Raw genomic sequence first — 14,085 nt, 5'->3', positions numbered from 1 at the left:
AACTCGGGGGACAACTCAGTGGGGCTGGAGTGCCGGAACTCGTACTGGAATTGAATGGACGGACCTGGACGCTCGACGCGTCCAGGCCTCACACCCTCGGACGTGATCCGCAGGGGGACATCGTGCTCGAGGACGCCAGGGTCTCCTGGCGCCACGCCACGATCAGCTGGAACGGCCGCAGTTGGGTCATCGACGACCACGGGAGCACCAACGGCACGTTCATACAGGGGCAGCGGATCCACCAGCTGGAGATCGGTCCCGGATCGGCTGTGTTTCTCGGCAATGCGACCGACGGTCCGCGCCTGAGTGTGTCCGGTGCCGCGGCCCCGGTGGCGCAGCAGCCGTTCGCGGCGCAGGGCGCCGGCCCCGGCTGGGCTCAGCAGCCGACGCCGCAGGCGTCGACGCCTGCGCAGAACGCGCAGCAGGCGGGGGGCATTCCGCAGCAGCAGGGGCCCGGCGGTGGCGCGGGGGCACCGCCGGTCTACGGCGACCGCAGCCCGACGACCTTCCACCAGTTCTCGCTGGGCCGCGTGATACGCATCGGTCGTGCGCTGGAGAACGAACTGGTGGTCTCCGACCTCCAGGTCTCCCGCAATCACGCCGAGTTCCACGCGACGCCGGACGGCCGCTTCGAGATCCGCGACCTCGGCTCGCACAACGGCACGTACGTCAACGGTATGCCGATCGCCAAGGGCGGCTCCGCGCTGCTCGGCCCGAACGACATCGTCGGCGTCGGCCACTCGACGTTCCGGCTGGTCGGCGACCGGCTAGAGGAGTTCGTCGACACCGGCGAGGTCTCCTTCTCGGCCCGCCACCTGACGGTCACCGTCGACGGCGGCAAGCAGATCCTCAAGGACGTCTCCTTCGGCGTACCCGAGAAGTCGCTCGTCGCGGTCATCGGCCCCTCGGGTTCCGGCAAGTCGACGCTCCTGAAGGCGCTCACGGGCTATCGCCCCGCCAACCAGGGCGACGTCCTCTACGACAACCGGAACCTGTACAAGCAGTTCGCCGAGCTGCGCCAGCGCATCGGTCTGGTCCCGCAGGACGACATCCTGCACAAGGAACTGACCGTCAAGAAGGCCCTCAAGTACGCGGCCAAGCTGCGCTTCCCCGCCGACACCACGGGCGAGGAGCGCGATGCGCGCATAGACGAGGTGCTGCGCGAGCTGAAGCTGGACGTCCACAAGGAGAAGAAGGTCACCTCGCTCTCCGGTGGCCAGCGCAAGCGTGTCTCGGTGGCTCTGGAGCTGCTCACCAAGCCGTCGCTGATCTTCCTGGACGAGCCGACCTCCGGTCTCGACCCGGGCATGGACCGCGATGTCATGCAGCTGCTGCGCGGCCTGGCCGACGACGGCCGTACGGTCCTCGTCGTCACGCACTCGGTGGCGGAGCTCGCGATCTGCGACAAGCTCCTCGTGATGGCGCCCGGCGGCTCCGTCGCCTACTTCGGTCCGCCGGAGGAGGCGCTGAACTTCTTCGGCTACGAGACCTGGGCCGATGTGTTCTCCGCGTTCGAGAACTACCGCGACTACGACTGGGCGGGCCGCTGGAAGGGCTCGCAGCACTACCAGATGTACGCGGCGGACATCGACGCGGTGGCTCCGCAGTCGACGCAGATGCCGTCCGCGCAGGCGATGAAGCCGCCGAAGCCGCAGAGCTGGGGCTCCCAGCTGATGACGCTGATGCGCCGCTATGTCTCGGTGATCGTGTCGGACAAGGGCTTCCTCGCGCTGACGGTGATCCTGCCCGCTGTCCTGGGTTCGGTCAGTCTGCTCATCGACAACGGCAAGACGCTGCTGGTCAACGACAAGATCCTGCCGTCGGGCGCCCATGTCGCGAACGGCACCGCCACGACCGTGCTGCTGATCCTCGCGGTCGGGGCGTGTTTCGCGGGCGCCGCCAACTCGGTCCGTGAGCTGATCAAGGAACGGGTGATCTACGAGCGGGAGCGCGCGACGGGTCTGTCGCGTTCGGCGTACCTGATGTCCAAGGTGATCGTCCTCGGTGTGATCACCATGCTGCAGGGCGCGCTGGTCGGCGCCATCGGCTTCGGCAGCCGCGAGGTCCCGTCCGAGGGCCTGATCCTCAAGAGCCTGCCCAAGGTCGAGCTCACGCTGCCGATCATGGCTCTGGGCTTCGTGTCGATGATGTTCGGCCTGATCATCTCCTCGCTGGTGAAGACCGCGGAGAAGACCATGCCGCTGCTGGTCATGTTCGCGATCGTCCAGGTGGTCTTCACCGGCTGTCTGTTCATCCTGAACGGCACGGTGGGCGTCAACCAGTTCTCGTACCTGATGCCGGCCCGCTGGGCGGTGGCCGCGTCCGGGGCCACGCTGGACCTGAACAACATCTTCCCGAACCAGGACGACCCGACGAGCACGGACCCGTTGTGGGACCACACGGCCGGAGCCTGGACCGTGGACATGATCGCGCTGATCGTCCTCGGTATCGCCTGCGGCTTCTTCGTGGCCCGCTTCCTGCGCCGCCACGAGCCCGAGGTCATGCGCAAGTAGAGGCCCGGGAACGACGCGAGGGCGGCACCCCTGATCGGGGTGCCGCCCTTCGGCGTCTGTGGGGAACTCCGCGCTGAGTCCTCAGTACGCGCTGTTCACGTTGTCCATGGAACCGTACTTGTCAGCCGCGTAGTTGGCGGCGGCGGTGATGTTGGCGACCGGGTTGTAGATGTCCCACGAGGTGCCTTCCACGTGGTACGCCTTGAACGTCGGCGGGATGACCTGGAGCAGGCCCTTCGACGGGATGCCGTTGATGGCGTTGATGTCCCAGTCGTTGATGGCCATCGGGTTGCCCGAGGACTCACGCATGATGTTCTTGTGCAGCCCGTGGTACGAGCCGGGGATGCCCTTCGCCTTCATGATGTCGAGGGACTCGCGGATCCAGCCGTCGAGGTTGTTGGCGTACGTCTTCGCGGAGACCGGCTGCATCTTGATGCGCTGCGTGGAGCGGCTCGCGGCGGCGGCCTTCTTCCTCGCGTCGGCCTGGGCGGCGGCCTTCTTCTTCGCGTCGGCCTGGGCGGCGGCCTTCTTCTTGGCGGCCGCCGCCTGGGCGGCCTTCTTCTTCGCCGCGGCCGCGGAGTCCGCCGCCTTGTGCTTGGCCTCGATGGTCTTGGCCTTCAGAGCGGCGGCGCTCGTGCCGACCACGTCGGACTCGACGCCCTTGATCTGCTTTCCGCTGTAGGCGACGGGCGCCGTGGAGGCGGCGGCGGCGTCCGTGGTGGTGTGGGAGCCGCCCGGCGCCAGGGAGAACGCGAGGGTGGCGGCACCGAGGGTGGCCACACCGGCGACCGAGTACTTGTGGAGCTTCGTCAGCTTCGGACTACGACCACGAGCGGCAATGTTCTTGAGCATGACTGACAGACCTCTTCGAATAGCGCGGAGGTCGCTCTTCGTCCCGGTTGGGGACTGTGTTTCCGGAACAAACGCCCCGGGGGAGAACCCGAGGCGCTGAGCGACATGAGCAATTCTTAGCGGTCGCAAAATGCCCTGGCAAAGCTGTGACCTACGAAGCTGGGTAGTGGACGCAGATGGGACAAATTGGGGCAGAGTGGCATGTCTTCCCTGTTCACCTTGTCCCTTTTATCTCCTATGCACCTTCGTACGTGACGTGGACCCTATGCGCGGGCTCACAGGGGACCACGATCATTCTGACGTGGAGTTGCGAGAGTAACGCTCAGAGTGAGGCCCCTCGGGGAGGATGAGGTGCACGTCGCCGAACTCGTGCCAGAGGTAGCGCCCGCGCAGCGCCTCCTCGTACGCACGCTCGATCGCCGCCCCTCCCGCGATCGCCTCCAGCATCAGCAGATGCGAGGCCTCCGGCTCGTGCAGCCCGGTCAGCAGCCCGTCGACGGCCCGCACACCGCGCTCCGGAGTCACCACGAGACCGGTCCACCCCTTCGCCGCCCGGACCAGCCCGTCCTCACCGGTCGCGGACTCCACGGCCCGCACCGCCGTCGTACCGACCGCGATGATCCGGCCTCCGCCGGCCCGCGCGGCGTTGATCAGCCGGGCCGACACCGCCGGAACCTCGTACCGCTCCGGATACGGCGGCTCGTGCGACTCCGCCGAGGCGACCCCCGTGTGCAGGGTGACCGGCGCGAACTGCACCCCCCCGGCTCACCAGCTCCGCCACCAGACGCGAAGTGAAGGGGCGCGCCGCGCTCGGCATCTCCGCGCTTCCCGCCCCGTCGTCCGACGGCAGCGCGAAAACCGTCTGGTACACGGACAGCGGCTGGTCCCGGTCCGTGTAGGAGTAGCGGATGGGCCGCCCGTACCGCCGCAGCAGCCCCAGCACGTCCGCGTCCGGCACACGCCCCCACCACAGCCGCTGCCCCCGCGGGGTCAGCGGCTCCTCAAGGACGAGGCGCGCGTCCCCCGGCAGGCACACCACTGTCCCCGCGGGACCGCCCGCACGCGCGCGCGTGGTTCCCCGGCTGTCGGGATCCCGCAGTTCGACCGCCCACCGCCCGTCGTCGCCGCGCGTGGAGAAGTGCACCACCACGCGCGCGTGCCCGAGCCGCCCGTCCACGGCCGCCGCCAGAGTGGCCGAGGTGTTGACGATCAGCAGATCCCCGGCCCTCAGCCGCCCGGGCAGCTCCACGAACGCGTGATGCGACACCTCGGTACCGCGCGACACCAGCAGCCGTACGGAATCCCGGTCGCGGCCGGGACCGCGCTGTTCCGCCGGCACCCGCGCCGACAGCTCCTCCGGAACGCTTCCCCACGCCCGGCCGCGCCCGGCCCGGGAGACCCCCATCGCCGTCGTCACCGTTCCGCCGGCAGATCCGAGGCCGCGTAGCGCCCGCTGGCCGGCCGCTCGTCGAGCAGACGCAGGAAGGCCGGAACCGCGCTGGTCGGCGCCGGCCGCGGACCGTCGTCGTCCGGTACGGCCGCCGCGTAGAGGTCCGTCTCCATGTCCCCCGGATCCACCGCCCACACCCGCAGGCCCGGCTCCTCCTCGGCGAGCACCGCCGAGAGATGGTCCAGCGCCGCCTTCGAGGCCCCGTAGCCACCCCATGTCTCGTACGCCTGAACCGCGGCGTCCGAGCTGACGCCGACGACCGCGCCGGCCCCGGCCGCCCTCAACAGCGGCAGCGCCTCCTGGACCAGGCCCAGCACGGCGACCACATTGACCTCCAGAGCCCGCCGCAGCCCCTCGGGATCCAGCTCCTCCAGGCGCACCAGCGGCTCCGCGCCCAGCGCGCTCGCGTTGTTCACGAGCAGGTCGACACCGCCCAGCTTCCGGGCCGCGGCCACCAGGTCGGCGCGGTGACCGGCGTCCGTCACGTCCCCGGGGAGAGCCTCCACCCGCGTCCCGTACGCGCGGAGCGCCTCCGCGGTCTCCTCCAGCACCCCGGCCGTCCTGGCGTCGAGCACCAGATCCCAGCCGCGCTCGGCCAGAGCCGCTCCGAGCGCCCTCCCCAGTCCCTTCGAGGCCCCTGTGATGATCGCTACCGGCATGACATCCGTCCCCTCGCTCAGCCGCCTTCCCGGCGGGTGTCCTCACGGTAGGAACGCGGCCCGCCCGGGCGCCTCGTGCTCGGGCCGCAATGATCAGGGGCCCTTCGTCCTAGGCCCAATGGCCCGGAGGACGAGACCACCGGGCCGATACGCGGTGTCACACCCCGCCGGTAGTTTGGGGCCATGAGTCACGAACCCCGGTCGGGCCTGTACGCGGTGAGCTCCGCGTTGCTGGCCATGAGCAGGCATCTCGAAGTGCGCGACGTCCTCAAGACGATCGTCGCTTCGGCGCGCGAACTGCTCGACGCGCAGTACGCGGCGCTGGGCGTGCCCGACGACCACGGAGGCTTCGCCCAGTTCGTCGTCGACGGGGTCAGCGACGCGCAGTGGAAAGCCATCGGACCGCTCCCGCGCCAGCACGGCATCCTCGCCGCGATGCTGCGCGCGGCCCGCCCCGAGCGCCTGGCCGACGTGCGCAAGGACCCCCGCTTCGAGGGCTGGCCCGCGGCCCACCCCGACATGTCCGACTTCCTGGGCCTGCCCATCCGCGACGGCGACGAGATCATCGGCGCACTCTTCCTCGCGAACAAGGTGCGGCCCGAAGGGGAGCCGCCGTGTCCCCGGCCGGACGGCCGCTGCGGCTTCACCGAGGACGACGAGGAACTCCTCACCATCCTCGCCCAGCACGCGGCGATCGCCCTGACCAACGCCCGGCTCTACGAACGCAGCCGCGAACTCACCATCGCCGAGGAGCGCTCCCGGCTCGCGCACGAACTGCACGACGCCGTCAGCCAGAAGCTGTTCTCCCTGCGCCTGACCGCGCAGGCCGCCGCCACCCTCGTCGACCGCGACCCCTCCCGCGCCAAGGGCGAACTCCAGCACGTGGCTGCGCTCGCCGCGGAGGCCACCGAAGAACTGCGCGCCGCCGTCGTCGAGTTGCGCCCCGCGGCCCTCGACGAGGACGGGCTCGTCGCCACCCTGCGTACCCAGATCCAGGTCCTCGACCGCGCCCACTCCGCGCGCGTGACCTTCTCCAGCCACGGTGTACGAGCACTGCCCGCCTCCCAGGAGGAGGCCGTGCTGAGGGTCTCCCAGGAGGCCCTGCACAACGCGCTGCGGCACTCCGGCGCCGCCCGCGTCGACGTCACCCTGGACCGGCGCGGCCCCGGTGCCGTGCTGCACGTCCGTGACGACGGCAGCGGCTTCGACCCCACCGCGATACGCAGCGCCGGCCGCCATCTCGGCCTGGTGTCCATGCGGGACCGGGCGAGCGGGGTCGGCGGCACACTCACCGTGGAATCGGCGCCCGGGAAGGGCACCGTGATCGAGATGGAGGTCCCTGGTGGCTGACACAATCAAGGTGCTGCTCGTCGACGACCACCAGGTCGTCCGCCGGGGACTGCGCACGTTCCTGGAAGTTCAGGGCGACATCGAGGTCGTCGGGGAGGCGTCCGACGGAGCCGAAGGCGTAGCCCGCGCCGAGGAGTTGAAACCGGACATCGTCCTCATGGACGTCAAGATGCCGGGGATGGACGGCATCGACGCGCTGCGCAAGCTCCGCGAACTCGCCAACCCCGCGCGCGTGCTGATCGTCACCAGTTTCACCGAGCAGCGCACGGTGGTGCCGGCCCTGCGCGCGGGCGCCGCCGGGTATGTGTACAAGGACGTCGACCCGGACGCGCTGGCCGGGGCCATCCGCTCGGTCCACGCGGGACACGTCGTCCTGCAGTCCGAGGTCGCGAGCGCCCTGTTGTCCCAGGAGGAGGTCAACTCGGGCCAGGGGAGAGGTGTTTCGCTCACCGAACGGGAGCGGGAGGTGCTCGGCCTGATCGCGGACGGCCGCTCCAACCGGGAGATCGCCCGCGCCCTCGTCCTCTCCGAGAAGACGGTGAAGACCCACGTCTCGAACATCCTGATGAAACTCGACCTTGCCGACCGGACCCAGGCCGCGCTCTGGGCGGTGCGGAACGGAATCACGGACTGATCGTCAATTCGGAGGGTTTCGCTCCGGGATGAGATTCATACCGTCGTGTGTATGTCACCCGGATGGCGCATCCTCCGTGGGGCCCGGCCGTTCTCCAGTGCGCCGCGGTGGTCCGCCGCGGTGTGCGCGAGGAGGGGTTTCGCAAGTGAAGAACCTGAAGAAGTTCACGGCTGTCGCGATGGTGGCCGGCGGTCTGGTCGCCGCCGGTGCGGGCATGGCCTCGGCCGCGGACGGCGCGTCGGCGGGCGGCAAGGCCGTGGGCTCCCCGGGAGTCGTCTCCGGCAACCTCGTCCAGGCCCCGGTCGACGTCCCGGTGAACGTGGTCGGCAACAGCGTGAACGTCATCGGCGCCCTGAACCCGGCTTTCGGCAACCTCGGCCTCAACCGCTGAGGTTCCCCGTCGAGGCGACCACGACCACCGGCCTTCCAGGGACTCCCTGGGGGCCGGTCGGCTTGTCCGCTCATCCGTGGACTGAACCGGACGGGGCAACCGGCGGGGCCTTCCCGTGCCGTCTTCGGCTCCCGGGCGTTGCTCAGCGTACGACCCGCGACAGGGTCGGATCGTGAACGCAGGAGGAACGCTTCCCATGAACATCGCCAAGAAGGCCGCCCTGGCCGTCACCGTCGTCGGTATCGCCGCGGGTGCCGGTGCCGGTGCCGCTGTCGCCGACTCGGGTGCCGAGGGCGCCGCCGCGCACTCGCCGGGCGCCGTCTCGGGCAACGTCGCCCAGGTCCCCGTCCACGTCCCCGTCAACGTCGTGGGCGACTCCGTCAACGTCGTCGGCCTCCTGAACCCGGCGTTCGGCAACGTGGGCGTCAACGGCTGAGCCACCCCGTCCGGAAGGGCCCCACGAACGGAAACGTTTCGTGGGGCCCTTCCGGCGTCACGATCCGGCCACGCGGGTTCCCGAGGACGCGCGGGCATCCCCCCGTGCCCGCCTGCTCCGGCCCGCAGACGCTCAAGGCGCTTCACGCCCCCGGAGTGCGCGCCGTGCGAGGTGCGCGCTCCGGGCGTCCGCGCTCCGAGGAACCCGGGCCGCGAGCCGTGCGAGGAAGCGGGACCGCGGGCCGCACCCGGCACCGAGCCCGGCACCGCACCCGGCACCGAGCCCGGCACCGCACCCGGTACCGAGTTCACCACCGAGCGCCACCCCGCACCCCGCGCTCAGCGCACCCCGCGCTCGCGTTCCTCCACGAAGGCGTTGTACGCGGCCACCTGCGCCCGCCGGGCCGTCCGTTCCACCGGTCGCAGCGCCTCGGCCCGCGCGGCCATCTCCGACGCGCTCACCGCGCCGCCGTGCCCGCTCTCGTACGCCACGGAGATCAGCGCCCCGACCCGCTGAGCCAGTTCCAGCACCCGTACCGCACGCGGCGGGTACCCAGGGGCCAGCACCTCGCGCCCCCGTTCCGCCCGCGCCCGGAACGCGTCGATCGCCGCCGCCGCGACCGGCCCCGAGCCGGCCACGTCCAGCCGTGACAGCACCTCTGTGGCGTCGCGGAGCGCCTCCGCCAGTTCCCGCTCGGCCTCCCCGAGCGAGGGCACGTCGGCGGGCGGCGCCTCGCGTACGGCGAGGCAGTGCCAGACGACCTCGACATGCACATCGCCGACGGGCCCGGCCTCGTACACCTCGGGCACGAGCCCCAGTGCCGCGCCGTGGCAGACCACGGCCTCCTCGGCGTCGAGGGCGCGCGCGTTGAACTCGGGCGGTCCGCTGAGCCCGAGCGGATGCCCCGGCGCGGGCAGCGCGACCCGCAGTCCGGTCACCCCGAGCGTGCGCAGCCGGCCGAGGGCGAGCGTGAGCCCGACGGGCGCCGACTCGTCGGGCAACCCCTCGACCCGGTGCACCGCGTCGTCCCCGACGACGGCGAGCACGGCGTCGTCCGGAGAAACAAGTCCGGCCAATAGGGCATTTCCCCATGCCGTCAGCTGTCCTGAGCGTGGTTCCGAGAGCATGCCCCCACCCTAAGGACCGGCCGATGGGTCGGGGTGGCCGACCGGTGGCGTAGGTTTTCCCTGGGGGCTTCGTCCACAGACGTAAGCGACGGCCGAGACTGCAATGGGAGACAACGCGCTCATGAGCGATGTACTGGAGCTGGTGGACGTATCCGTGGTCCGCGAGGGCCGGGCTCTGGTGGACCAGGTCTCCTGGTCGGTCAAGGAGGGGGAGCGCTGGGTCATCCTCGGCCCCAACGGCGCCGGGAAGACGACCCTCCTGAACGTCGCCTCCAGCTACCTCTTCCCCAGCGCGGGCACCGCCACCATCCTCGGTGAGACCCTCGGCAAGGTCGACGTCTTCGACCTGCGCCCGCGCATCGGCATCGCCGGTATCGCGATGGCCGAGAAGCTCCCCAAGCGCCAGACAGTCCTCCAGACGGTCCTCACCGCCGCGTACGGCATGACCGCCGGCTGGCACGAGGACTACGAGGACATCGACGAGCAGCGCGCCCGTGCCTTCCTCGACCGCCTCGGCATGAGCGACTACCTGGAGCGCAGGTTCGGCACCCTCTCCGAGGGCGAGCGCAAGCGCACCCTGATCGCCCGCGCCCTGATGACCGACCCCGAGCTGCTGCTCCTCGACGAGCCCGCGGCCGGCCTCGACCTCGGTGGCCGTGAGGACCTCGTGCGCCGCCTCGGCCGGCTCGCCCGCGACCCGATCGCCCCCTCCATGATCATGGTCACGCACCACGTCGAGGAGATCGCCCCGGGCTTCACCCACGTCCTGATGATCCGTCAGGGCAAGGTGCTCGCCGCCGGCCCGCTGGAGCTCGAACTCACCTCGCGCAACCTCTCCCTCTGCTTCGGCCTGCCCCTCGTCGTCGAGCAGATCGGCGAGCGCTGGACCGCGCAGGGTCTGCCGATGGCCTGAAACCGTCACAACACGCGGACGCACCCCCGTCACCCGGCGTACCCGACTTGATCGCGCACTCTGTCCGCCGGGGGAGCGCGGTCCTACCATGACCACGTGAACGACATCAACGCATGGGTGTGGTGGCTGGTCGGGGCGGCCGGACTCGGCATCCCGCTCGTGGTGACCGCGATGCCGGAGTTCGGCATGCTCTCCGTGGGTGCCGTCGCGGCGGCGGTCGCCGCGGGCCTCGGCGGCGGTGTCGTCATCCAGGTACTCGTCTTCGTCGTCGTGTCGGTCGCGCTCATCGCCGTCATACGCCCCATCGCCGCCCGGCACCGTGCCCAGCGTCCCGAACTCGCGACCGGGATCGACGCGTTGAAGGGCAGGCAGGCCATCGTCCTGGAACGCGTGGACAGTTCGGGCGCCGGCCGCATCAAGCTCGGCGGAGAGATCTGGTCCGCGCGTGCCCTCGACGGCGCACAGGCCTACGAGGTGGGCCAGGAAGTGGATGTCGTGGACATCGACGGAGCCACGGCCATCGTCATGTGACCTCGTACAACGCAAGTGAACCGAACGCCCCACGTGGCAGACGACGTTCTGTCAGACTCGTCCAGCAAGATCTTCAACACCCATAAGATCTTTCGGAATTGCCGAGTGGAGAAGGGTACGGGGAGCATCGATGGAACCGATCATCATCGTCCTGATCATTCTGGTGGTGCTGGTCTTCATCGCCCTGATCAAGACCATCCAGGTCATCCCGCAGGCCAGCGCCGCCATCGTCGAGCGTTTCGGCCGCTACACGCGGACGCTGAACGCAGGCCTCAACATCGTCGTCCCGTTCATAGACTCCATCCGCAACCGCATCGACCTGCGTGAACAGGTCGTGCCGTTCCCGCCGCAGCCGGTGATCACCCAGGACAACCTGGTCGTCAACATCGACACCGTCATCTACTACCAGGTCACCGACGCGCGAGCCGCGACGTACGAGGTCGCCAGCTACATCCAGGCGATCGAGCAGCTCACCGTCACCACCCTGCGCAACATCATCGGCGGCATGGACCTGGAGCGGACCCTCACCTCGCGCGAGGAGATCAACGCGGCCCTGCGCGGCGTCCTCGACGAGGCCACCGGCAAGTGGGGCATCCGCGTCAACCGCGTCGAGCTGAAGGCGATCGAACCGCCCACCTCCATCCAGGACTCGATGGAGAAGCAGATGCGCGCCGACCGTGACAAGCGCGCCGCGATCCTCACCGCGGAAGGCATCCGCCAGTCCCAGATCCTCACCGCGGAAGGCGAGAAGCAGTCCGCGATCCTGCGCGCCGAAGGTGAGGCCAAGGCCGCGGCCCTGCGCGCCGAGGGCGAGGCCCAGGCCGTCCGCACGGTCTTCGAGGCCATCCACGCCGGAGACCCGGACCAGAAGCTCCTCTCCTACCAGTACCTCCAGATGCTCCCGAAGATCGCCGAGGGCGACGCCAACAAGCTCTGGATCGTGCCCAGCGAGATCGGCGACGCCCTCAAGGGCCTCAGCGGGGCCATGGGCAACTTCGGCAACCTGGGCGGGGGTTCGGGCAACCGGGGCTCCTCCGGGGATTCCGGCGGCAACAGCGAGCGCCGCGAGAAGCCGTCCATCACGGACTGACGCGCACGACGCTACGACGATGGGGCCCACCTCCCGCGGGAGGTGGGCCCCATCGTCATGTCGTACGGGCTATGCGGCCGGCTGGGCCAGCCACTCCGGCAGCGCGTCGAAGTCGTCCTGACCGAGCGCCAGCAGCATGGCGTCCGCGGGCGTCGGCTCGAACGGCTGCCGCAGCAAGGGCATCTGGGCCTGCTCCGGAGTACGGTCGGCCTTGCGGTGATTGTCCTCGGCACACGAGGCCACGGTGTTCAGCCAGGAGTCCTGACCGCCCTGAGCCCGCGGCACGACGTGGTCCACGGTCGTGGCCCGGCGCCCGCAGTAGGCGCACCGGTGCCGGTCGCGTACCAGCACACCCCGCCTCGACCACGGCGCTTGTCTTCGGAACGGCACCCGGACGTAACGGCAGAGCCTGATCACCCGGGGCACGGGTATGTCCAGCGCGGCGCCGCGCATGCGCAGTTCGGGGTGAGCCTGCTCGACGACGGCCTTGTCCGTCAGCACCAGAACGACGGCTCGGTTCAACGTCACCGTCGACAACGGCTCGAAGCTCGCGTTCAGTACCAGCGTGTCCCGCATCCAGCCCACCTCCTATCGCGCACCGGCCCACCTGCGGCGGGCTGGGATCAACTCTGGCCGGGCACGCCGAGATGGACAACGCAATAAAAAATGCCCGCCTCTGATCACTTCCATGACCAGAGGCGGGCAAACGTTCTATGAACGTCAGTCTTCGGCGGGAGCCGCGTACTCGCCGATCAACTGGGCGCGCGCCAGCGTGTGGAACCGCAGATTGAAGCCCACCACGGCGGGCGACACGTCCGCGTCGGGACCGAGCTTCTCCTGATCCACGGCGTACACCGTGAAGACGTACCGGTGCGCGGGGTCCCCGGCCGGCGGCGCGGCGCCGCCGAAGTCCCGGGACCCGTAGTCGTTGCGCACCTGGACGGCACCGTCGGGCAGACCCTCGAACTTGCCGCTGCCCGCGCCCGCGGGCAGTTCCGTCACCGAGACCGGGACGTCGAACAGCACCCAGTGCCAGAATCCGCTCCCCGTGGGGGCGTCCGGATCGAAGCACGTCACGGCGAAGCTCTTGGTCTCCGGCGGAAAGCCTTCCCAGCTCAGCTGCGGCGAGGTGTTCCCGCCCGCGTGGACCTGCGCGTCCTTCAGCACCGCGCCCGGTTCGACATCCTCGCTGGTGAGCGTGAACGCAGGCACCGGCGGATGGAAGTCGTGGGGAAGCGGCGGCCTCTTGAGCTCGGTCACGTCAGTACCTCCTGAACGGGCGGAAATCTCAGCTCCGAGCCTAGAACCAGCTGCGCTTGCTGCCGACCTCCGACAGCCACTGGTTCAGGTAGGCGGTCCAGTCCGTGCCCTGGAAGTCGTGCAGACCCACCTGGAAGGAACGGAACGAGTCGCTGCCCTCGCTGAAGAGGCCCGGCTTCTTGTCCATCTCCAGGATGACGTCCATGGCACGGTCGTCCGCGACGAAGCTCAGCTCCACCTGGTTCAGCCCGCGGTACTGCGACGGCGGGTAGAACTCGATCTCCTGGTAGAACGGCAGCCGCTGCCGCGTGCCCCGGATCTGGCCGCGCTCCATGTCCGCGTTCTTGAAGCGGAAGCCGAGCTGGATGAAGGCGTCGAGAATCGCCTTCTGCGCCGGCAGCGGGTGCACGTTGATCGGGTCCAGGTCACCCGAGTCGATGGCGCGGGCGATCTCCAGCTCGGTGGTGACACCGATGTTCATGCCGCGCAGGCTCTGCCCGTCGATCATGGTGATCGGCGTCTCCCACGGAATCTCCAGCCCGAACGGGACCGTGTGCACGGCGCCCGCCTGGAGCTGGAAGGCCCCGCCGAGGCGCAGCTTCGTGAACTCGATGTCCTGCTTGTACTCCTGGTCGTCGTGGCCCTCGACCTCGACCTTGGCCTGCAGGCCGACCGACAGACCCTCGATCGACTGGTCGACCGAACCACCCTGGATCCGCACCTCACCCTGGACGACGCCGCCCGGAACGGTGTTGGCCTCGGTCAGCACCGTCTCGACCGAAGCCCCACCGGCCCCCAAGCTCGCAAGCAGCCGCTTGAACCCCATGTCGTCACTTCCTCCCCAGGCAATGCCTGTTCGTTCTCTGCCCGTCTGGATCC

At 69.7% G+C, this 14,085-nt stretch carries 14 protein-coding genes and 1 pseudogene; 8 read left to right on the top strand and 7 right to left on the bottom strand.

The window, feature by feature from the left end; genetic code table 11:
- Positions 1–29 precede the first annotated feature (29 nt).
- On the top strand, positions 30–2,513 hold the full coding sequence (locus OG410_RS10625; protein ID WP_329298888.1) for an ABC transporter ATP-binding protein/permease: 2,484 nt from the start codon (positions 30–32) through the stop codon (positions 2,511–2,513).
- Positions 2,514–2,594: 81 nt separating this feature from the next.
- Here the strand turns inward: OG410_RS10625 and OG410_RS10620 are convergent, their stop codons facing one another.
- The 3 genes and pseudogenes from OG410_RS10620 to OG410_RS10610 all read right to left on the bottom strand — a co-directional run bounded on the left by OG410_RS10620 (position 2,595) and on the right by OG410_RS10610 (position 5,474).
- Entirely contained in the window at positions 2,595–3,365 is a 771-nt protein-coding gene (locus OG410_RS10620) for a transglycosylase SLT domain-containing protein (protein WP_329298887.1), read from the bottom strand.
- A gap of 291 nt (positions 3,366–3,656) precedes the next feature.
- Positions 3,657–4,770 (bottom strand): annotated as a pseudogene (locus OG410_RS10615) (S-adenosylmethionine:tRNA ribosyltransferase-isomerase).
- 8 nt (positions 4,771–4,778) lie between these two features.
- The gene (locus OG410_RS10610; RefSeq protein WP_329298886.1) at positions 4,779–5,474 is read right to left on the bottom strand and encodes an SDR family NAD(P)-dependent oxidoreductase; all 696 of its coding nucleotides are present in this window, start codon (positions 5,472–5,474) and stop codon (positions 4,779–4,781) included.
- Positions 5,475–5,657: 183 nt separating this feature from the next.
- On the opposite strand from OG410_RS10610, the gene OG410_RS10605 reads away from it, so the two are divergent.
- From OG410_RS10605 to OG410_RS10590, 4 genes are all read left to right on the top strand, one after another.
- Positions 5,658–6,824 carry a GAF domain-containing sensor histidine kinase gene (locus tag OG410_RS10605; RefSeq protein WP_329298885.1) on the top strand — a complete coding sequence of 389 codons (1,167 nt, stop codon included), beginning with the start codon at positions 5,658–5,660 and terminating at the stop codon, positions 6,822–6,824.
- Positions 6,817–7,458 carry a response regulator transcription factor gene (locus OG410_RS10600; protein ID WP_329298884.1) on the top strand — a complete coding sequence of 214 codons (642 nt, stop codon included), beginning with the start codon at positions 6,817–6,819 and terminating at the stop codon, positions 7,456–7,458. The genes OG410_RS10605 and OG410_RS10600 overlap by 8 nt, the downstream gene beginning before the upstream one ends.
- A 145-nt stretch (positions 7,459–7,603) precedes the next feature.
- A complete protein-coding gene (locus OG410_RS10595; RefSeq protein ID WP_326788611.1) occupies positions 7,604–7,849 on the top strand; it encodes a chaplin in 246 nt (81 codons plus the stop codon).
- A gap of 196 nt (positions 7,850–8,045) precedes the next feature.
- A complete protein-coding gene (locus OG410_RS10590; RefSeq protein ID WP_329298883.1) occupies positions 8,046–8,285 on the top strand; it encodes a chaplin in 240 nt (79 codons plus the stop codon).
- Between the two features lie 338 nt (positions 8,286–8,623).
- On the opposite strand, the gene OG410_RS10585 is transcribed toward OG410_RS10590, so the two are convergent.
- A complete protein-coding gene (locus tag OG410_RS10585) occupies positions 8,624–9,412 on the bottom strand; it encodes a hypothetical protein (protein ID WP_329298882.1) in 789 nt (262 codons plus the stop codon).
- A 121-nt stretch (positions 9,413–9,533) separates the two neighbouring features.
- On the opposite strand from OG410_RS10585, the gene OG410_RS10580 reads away from it, so the two are divergent.
- The 3 genes from OG410_RS10580 (at position 9,534) to OG410_RS10570 (ending at position 11,946) form a co-directional block, all read left to right on the top strand.
- A complete protein-coding gene (locus tag OG410_RS10580; protein ID WP_329298881.1) occupies positions 9,534–10,325 on the top strand; it encodes an ABC transporter ATP-binding protein in 792 nt (263 codons plus the stop codon).
- A 96-nt stretch (positions 10,326–10,421) separates the two neighbouring features.
- The gene (locus tag OG410_RS10575) at positions 10,422–10,856 is read left to right on the top strand and encodes an NfeD family protein (protein WP_329298880.1); all 435 of its coding nucleotides are present in this window, start codon (positions 10,422–10,424) and stop codon (positions 10,854–10,856) included.
- A gap of 130 nt (positions 10,857–10,986) precedes the next feature.
- On the top strand, positions 10,987–11,946 hold the full coding sequence (locus OG410_RS10570) for an SPFH domain-containing protein (RefSeq protein ID WP_326788616.1): 960 nt from the start codon (positions 10,987–10,989) through the stop codon (positions 11,944–11,946).
- A 69-nt stretch (positions 11,947–12,015) separates the two neighbouring features.
- Here OG410_RS10570 and OG410_RS10565 read toward each other — a convergent pair whose 3' ends face one another.
- The 3 genes from OG410_RS10565 to OG410_RS10555 form a co-directional block, all read right to left on the bottom strand.
- Positions 12,016–12,522, bottom strand: a complete 507-nt coding sequence (locus tag OG410_RS10565; protein WP_326788617.1) for an HNH endonuclease — start codon at positions 12,520–12,522, stop codon at positions 12,016–12,018.
- A gap of 144 nt (positions 12,523–12,666) precedes the next feature.
- Complete coding sequence (locus tag OG410_RS10560; RefSeq protein ID WP_329298879.1) at positions 12,667–13,206, bottom strand: YbhB/YbcL family Raf kinase inhibitor-like protein; 540 nt, start codon at positions 13,204–13,206, stop codon at positions 12,667–12,669.
- 40 nt (positions 13,207–13,246) lie between these two features.
- Complete coding sequence (locus tag OG410_RS10555; protein ID WP_329298878.1) at positions 13,247–14,032, bottom strand: sporulation protein; 786 nt, start codon at positions 14,030–14,032, stop codon at positions 13,247–13,249.
- Positions 14,033–14,085: the final 53 nt, after the last annotated feature.

This window comes from Streptomyces sp. NBC_00659, assembly GCF_036226925.1.
Classification (GTDB): Bacteria; Actinomycetota; Actinomycetes; order Streptomycetales; family Streptomycetaceae; genus Streptomyces.
The sequence above is the reverse complement of the archived record's forward strand: the minus strand, read 5'-3'. Positions and strand labels throughout refer to the sequence as shown.

What these genes read in the sequence shown, in the direction of transcription:
- OG410_RS10555 (WP_329298878.1), bottom strand. Translation starts at nt 14,032, where the DNA reads ATGGGGTTCAAGCGGCTGCTTGCGAGCTTGGGGGCCGGTGGGGCTTCG.
- OG410_RS10605 (WP_329298885.1), top strand. Translation starts at nt 5,658, where the DNA reads ATGAGTCACGAACCCCGGTCGGGCCTGTACGCGGTGAGCTCCGCGTTG.
- OG410_RS10565 (WP_326788617.1), bottom strand. Translation starts at nt 12,522, where the DNA reads ATGCGGGACACGCTGGTACTGAACGCGAGCTTCGAGCCGTTGTCGACG.
- OG410_RS10590 (WP_329298883.1), top strand. Translation starts at nt 8,046, where the DNA reads ATGAACATCGCCAAGAAGGCCGCCCTGGCCGTCACCGTCGTCGGTATC.
- OG410_RS10585 (WP_329298882.1), bottom strand. Translation starts at nt 9,412, where the DNA reads ATGCTCTCGGAACCACGCTCAGGACAGCTGACGGCATGGGGAAATGCC.
- OG410_RS10620 (WP_329298887.1), bottom strand. Translation starts at nt 3,365, where the DNA reads ATGCTCAAGAACATTGCCGCTCGTGGTCGTAGTCCGAAGCTGACGAAG.
- OG410_RS10570 (WP_326788616.1), top strand. Translation starts at nt 10,987, where the DNA reads ATGGAACCGATCATCATCGTCCTGATCATTCTGGTGGTGCTGGTCTTC.
- OG410_RS10580 (WP_329298881.1), top strand. Translation starts at nt 9,534, where the DNA reads ATGAGCGATGTACTGGAGCTGGTGGACGTATCCGTGGTCCGCGAGGGC.
- OG410_RS10610 (WP_329298886.1), bottom strand. Translation starts at nt 5,474, where the DNA reads ATGCCGGTAGCGATCATCACAGGGGCCTCGAAGGGACTGGGGAGGGCG.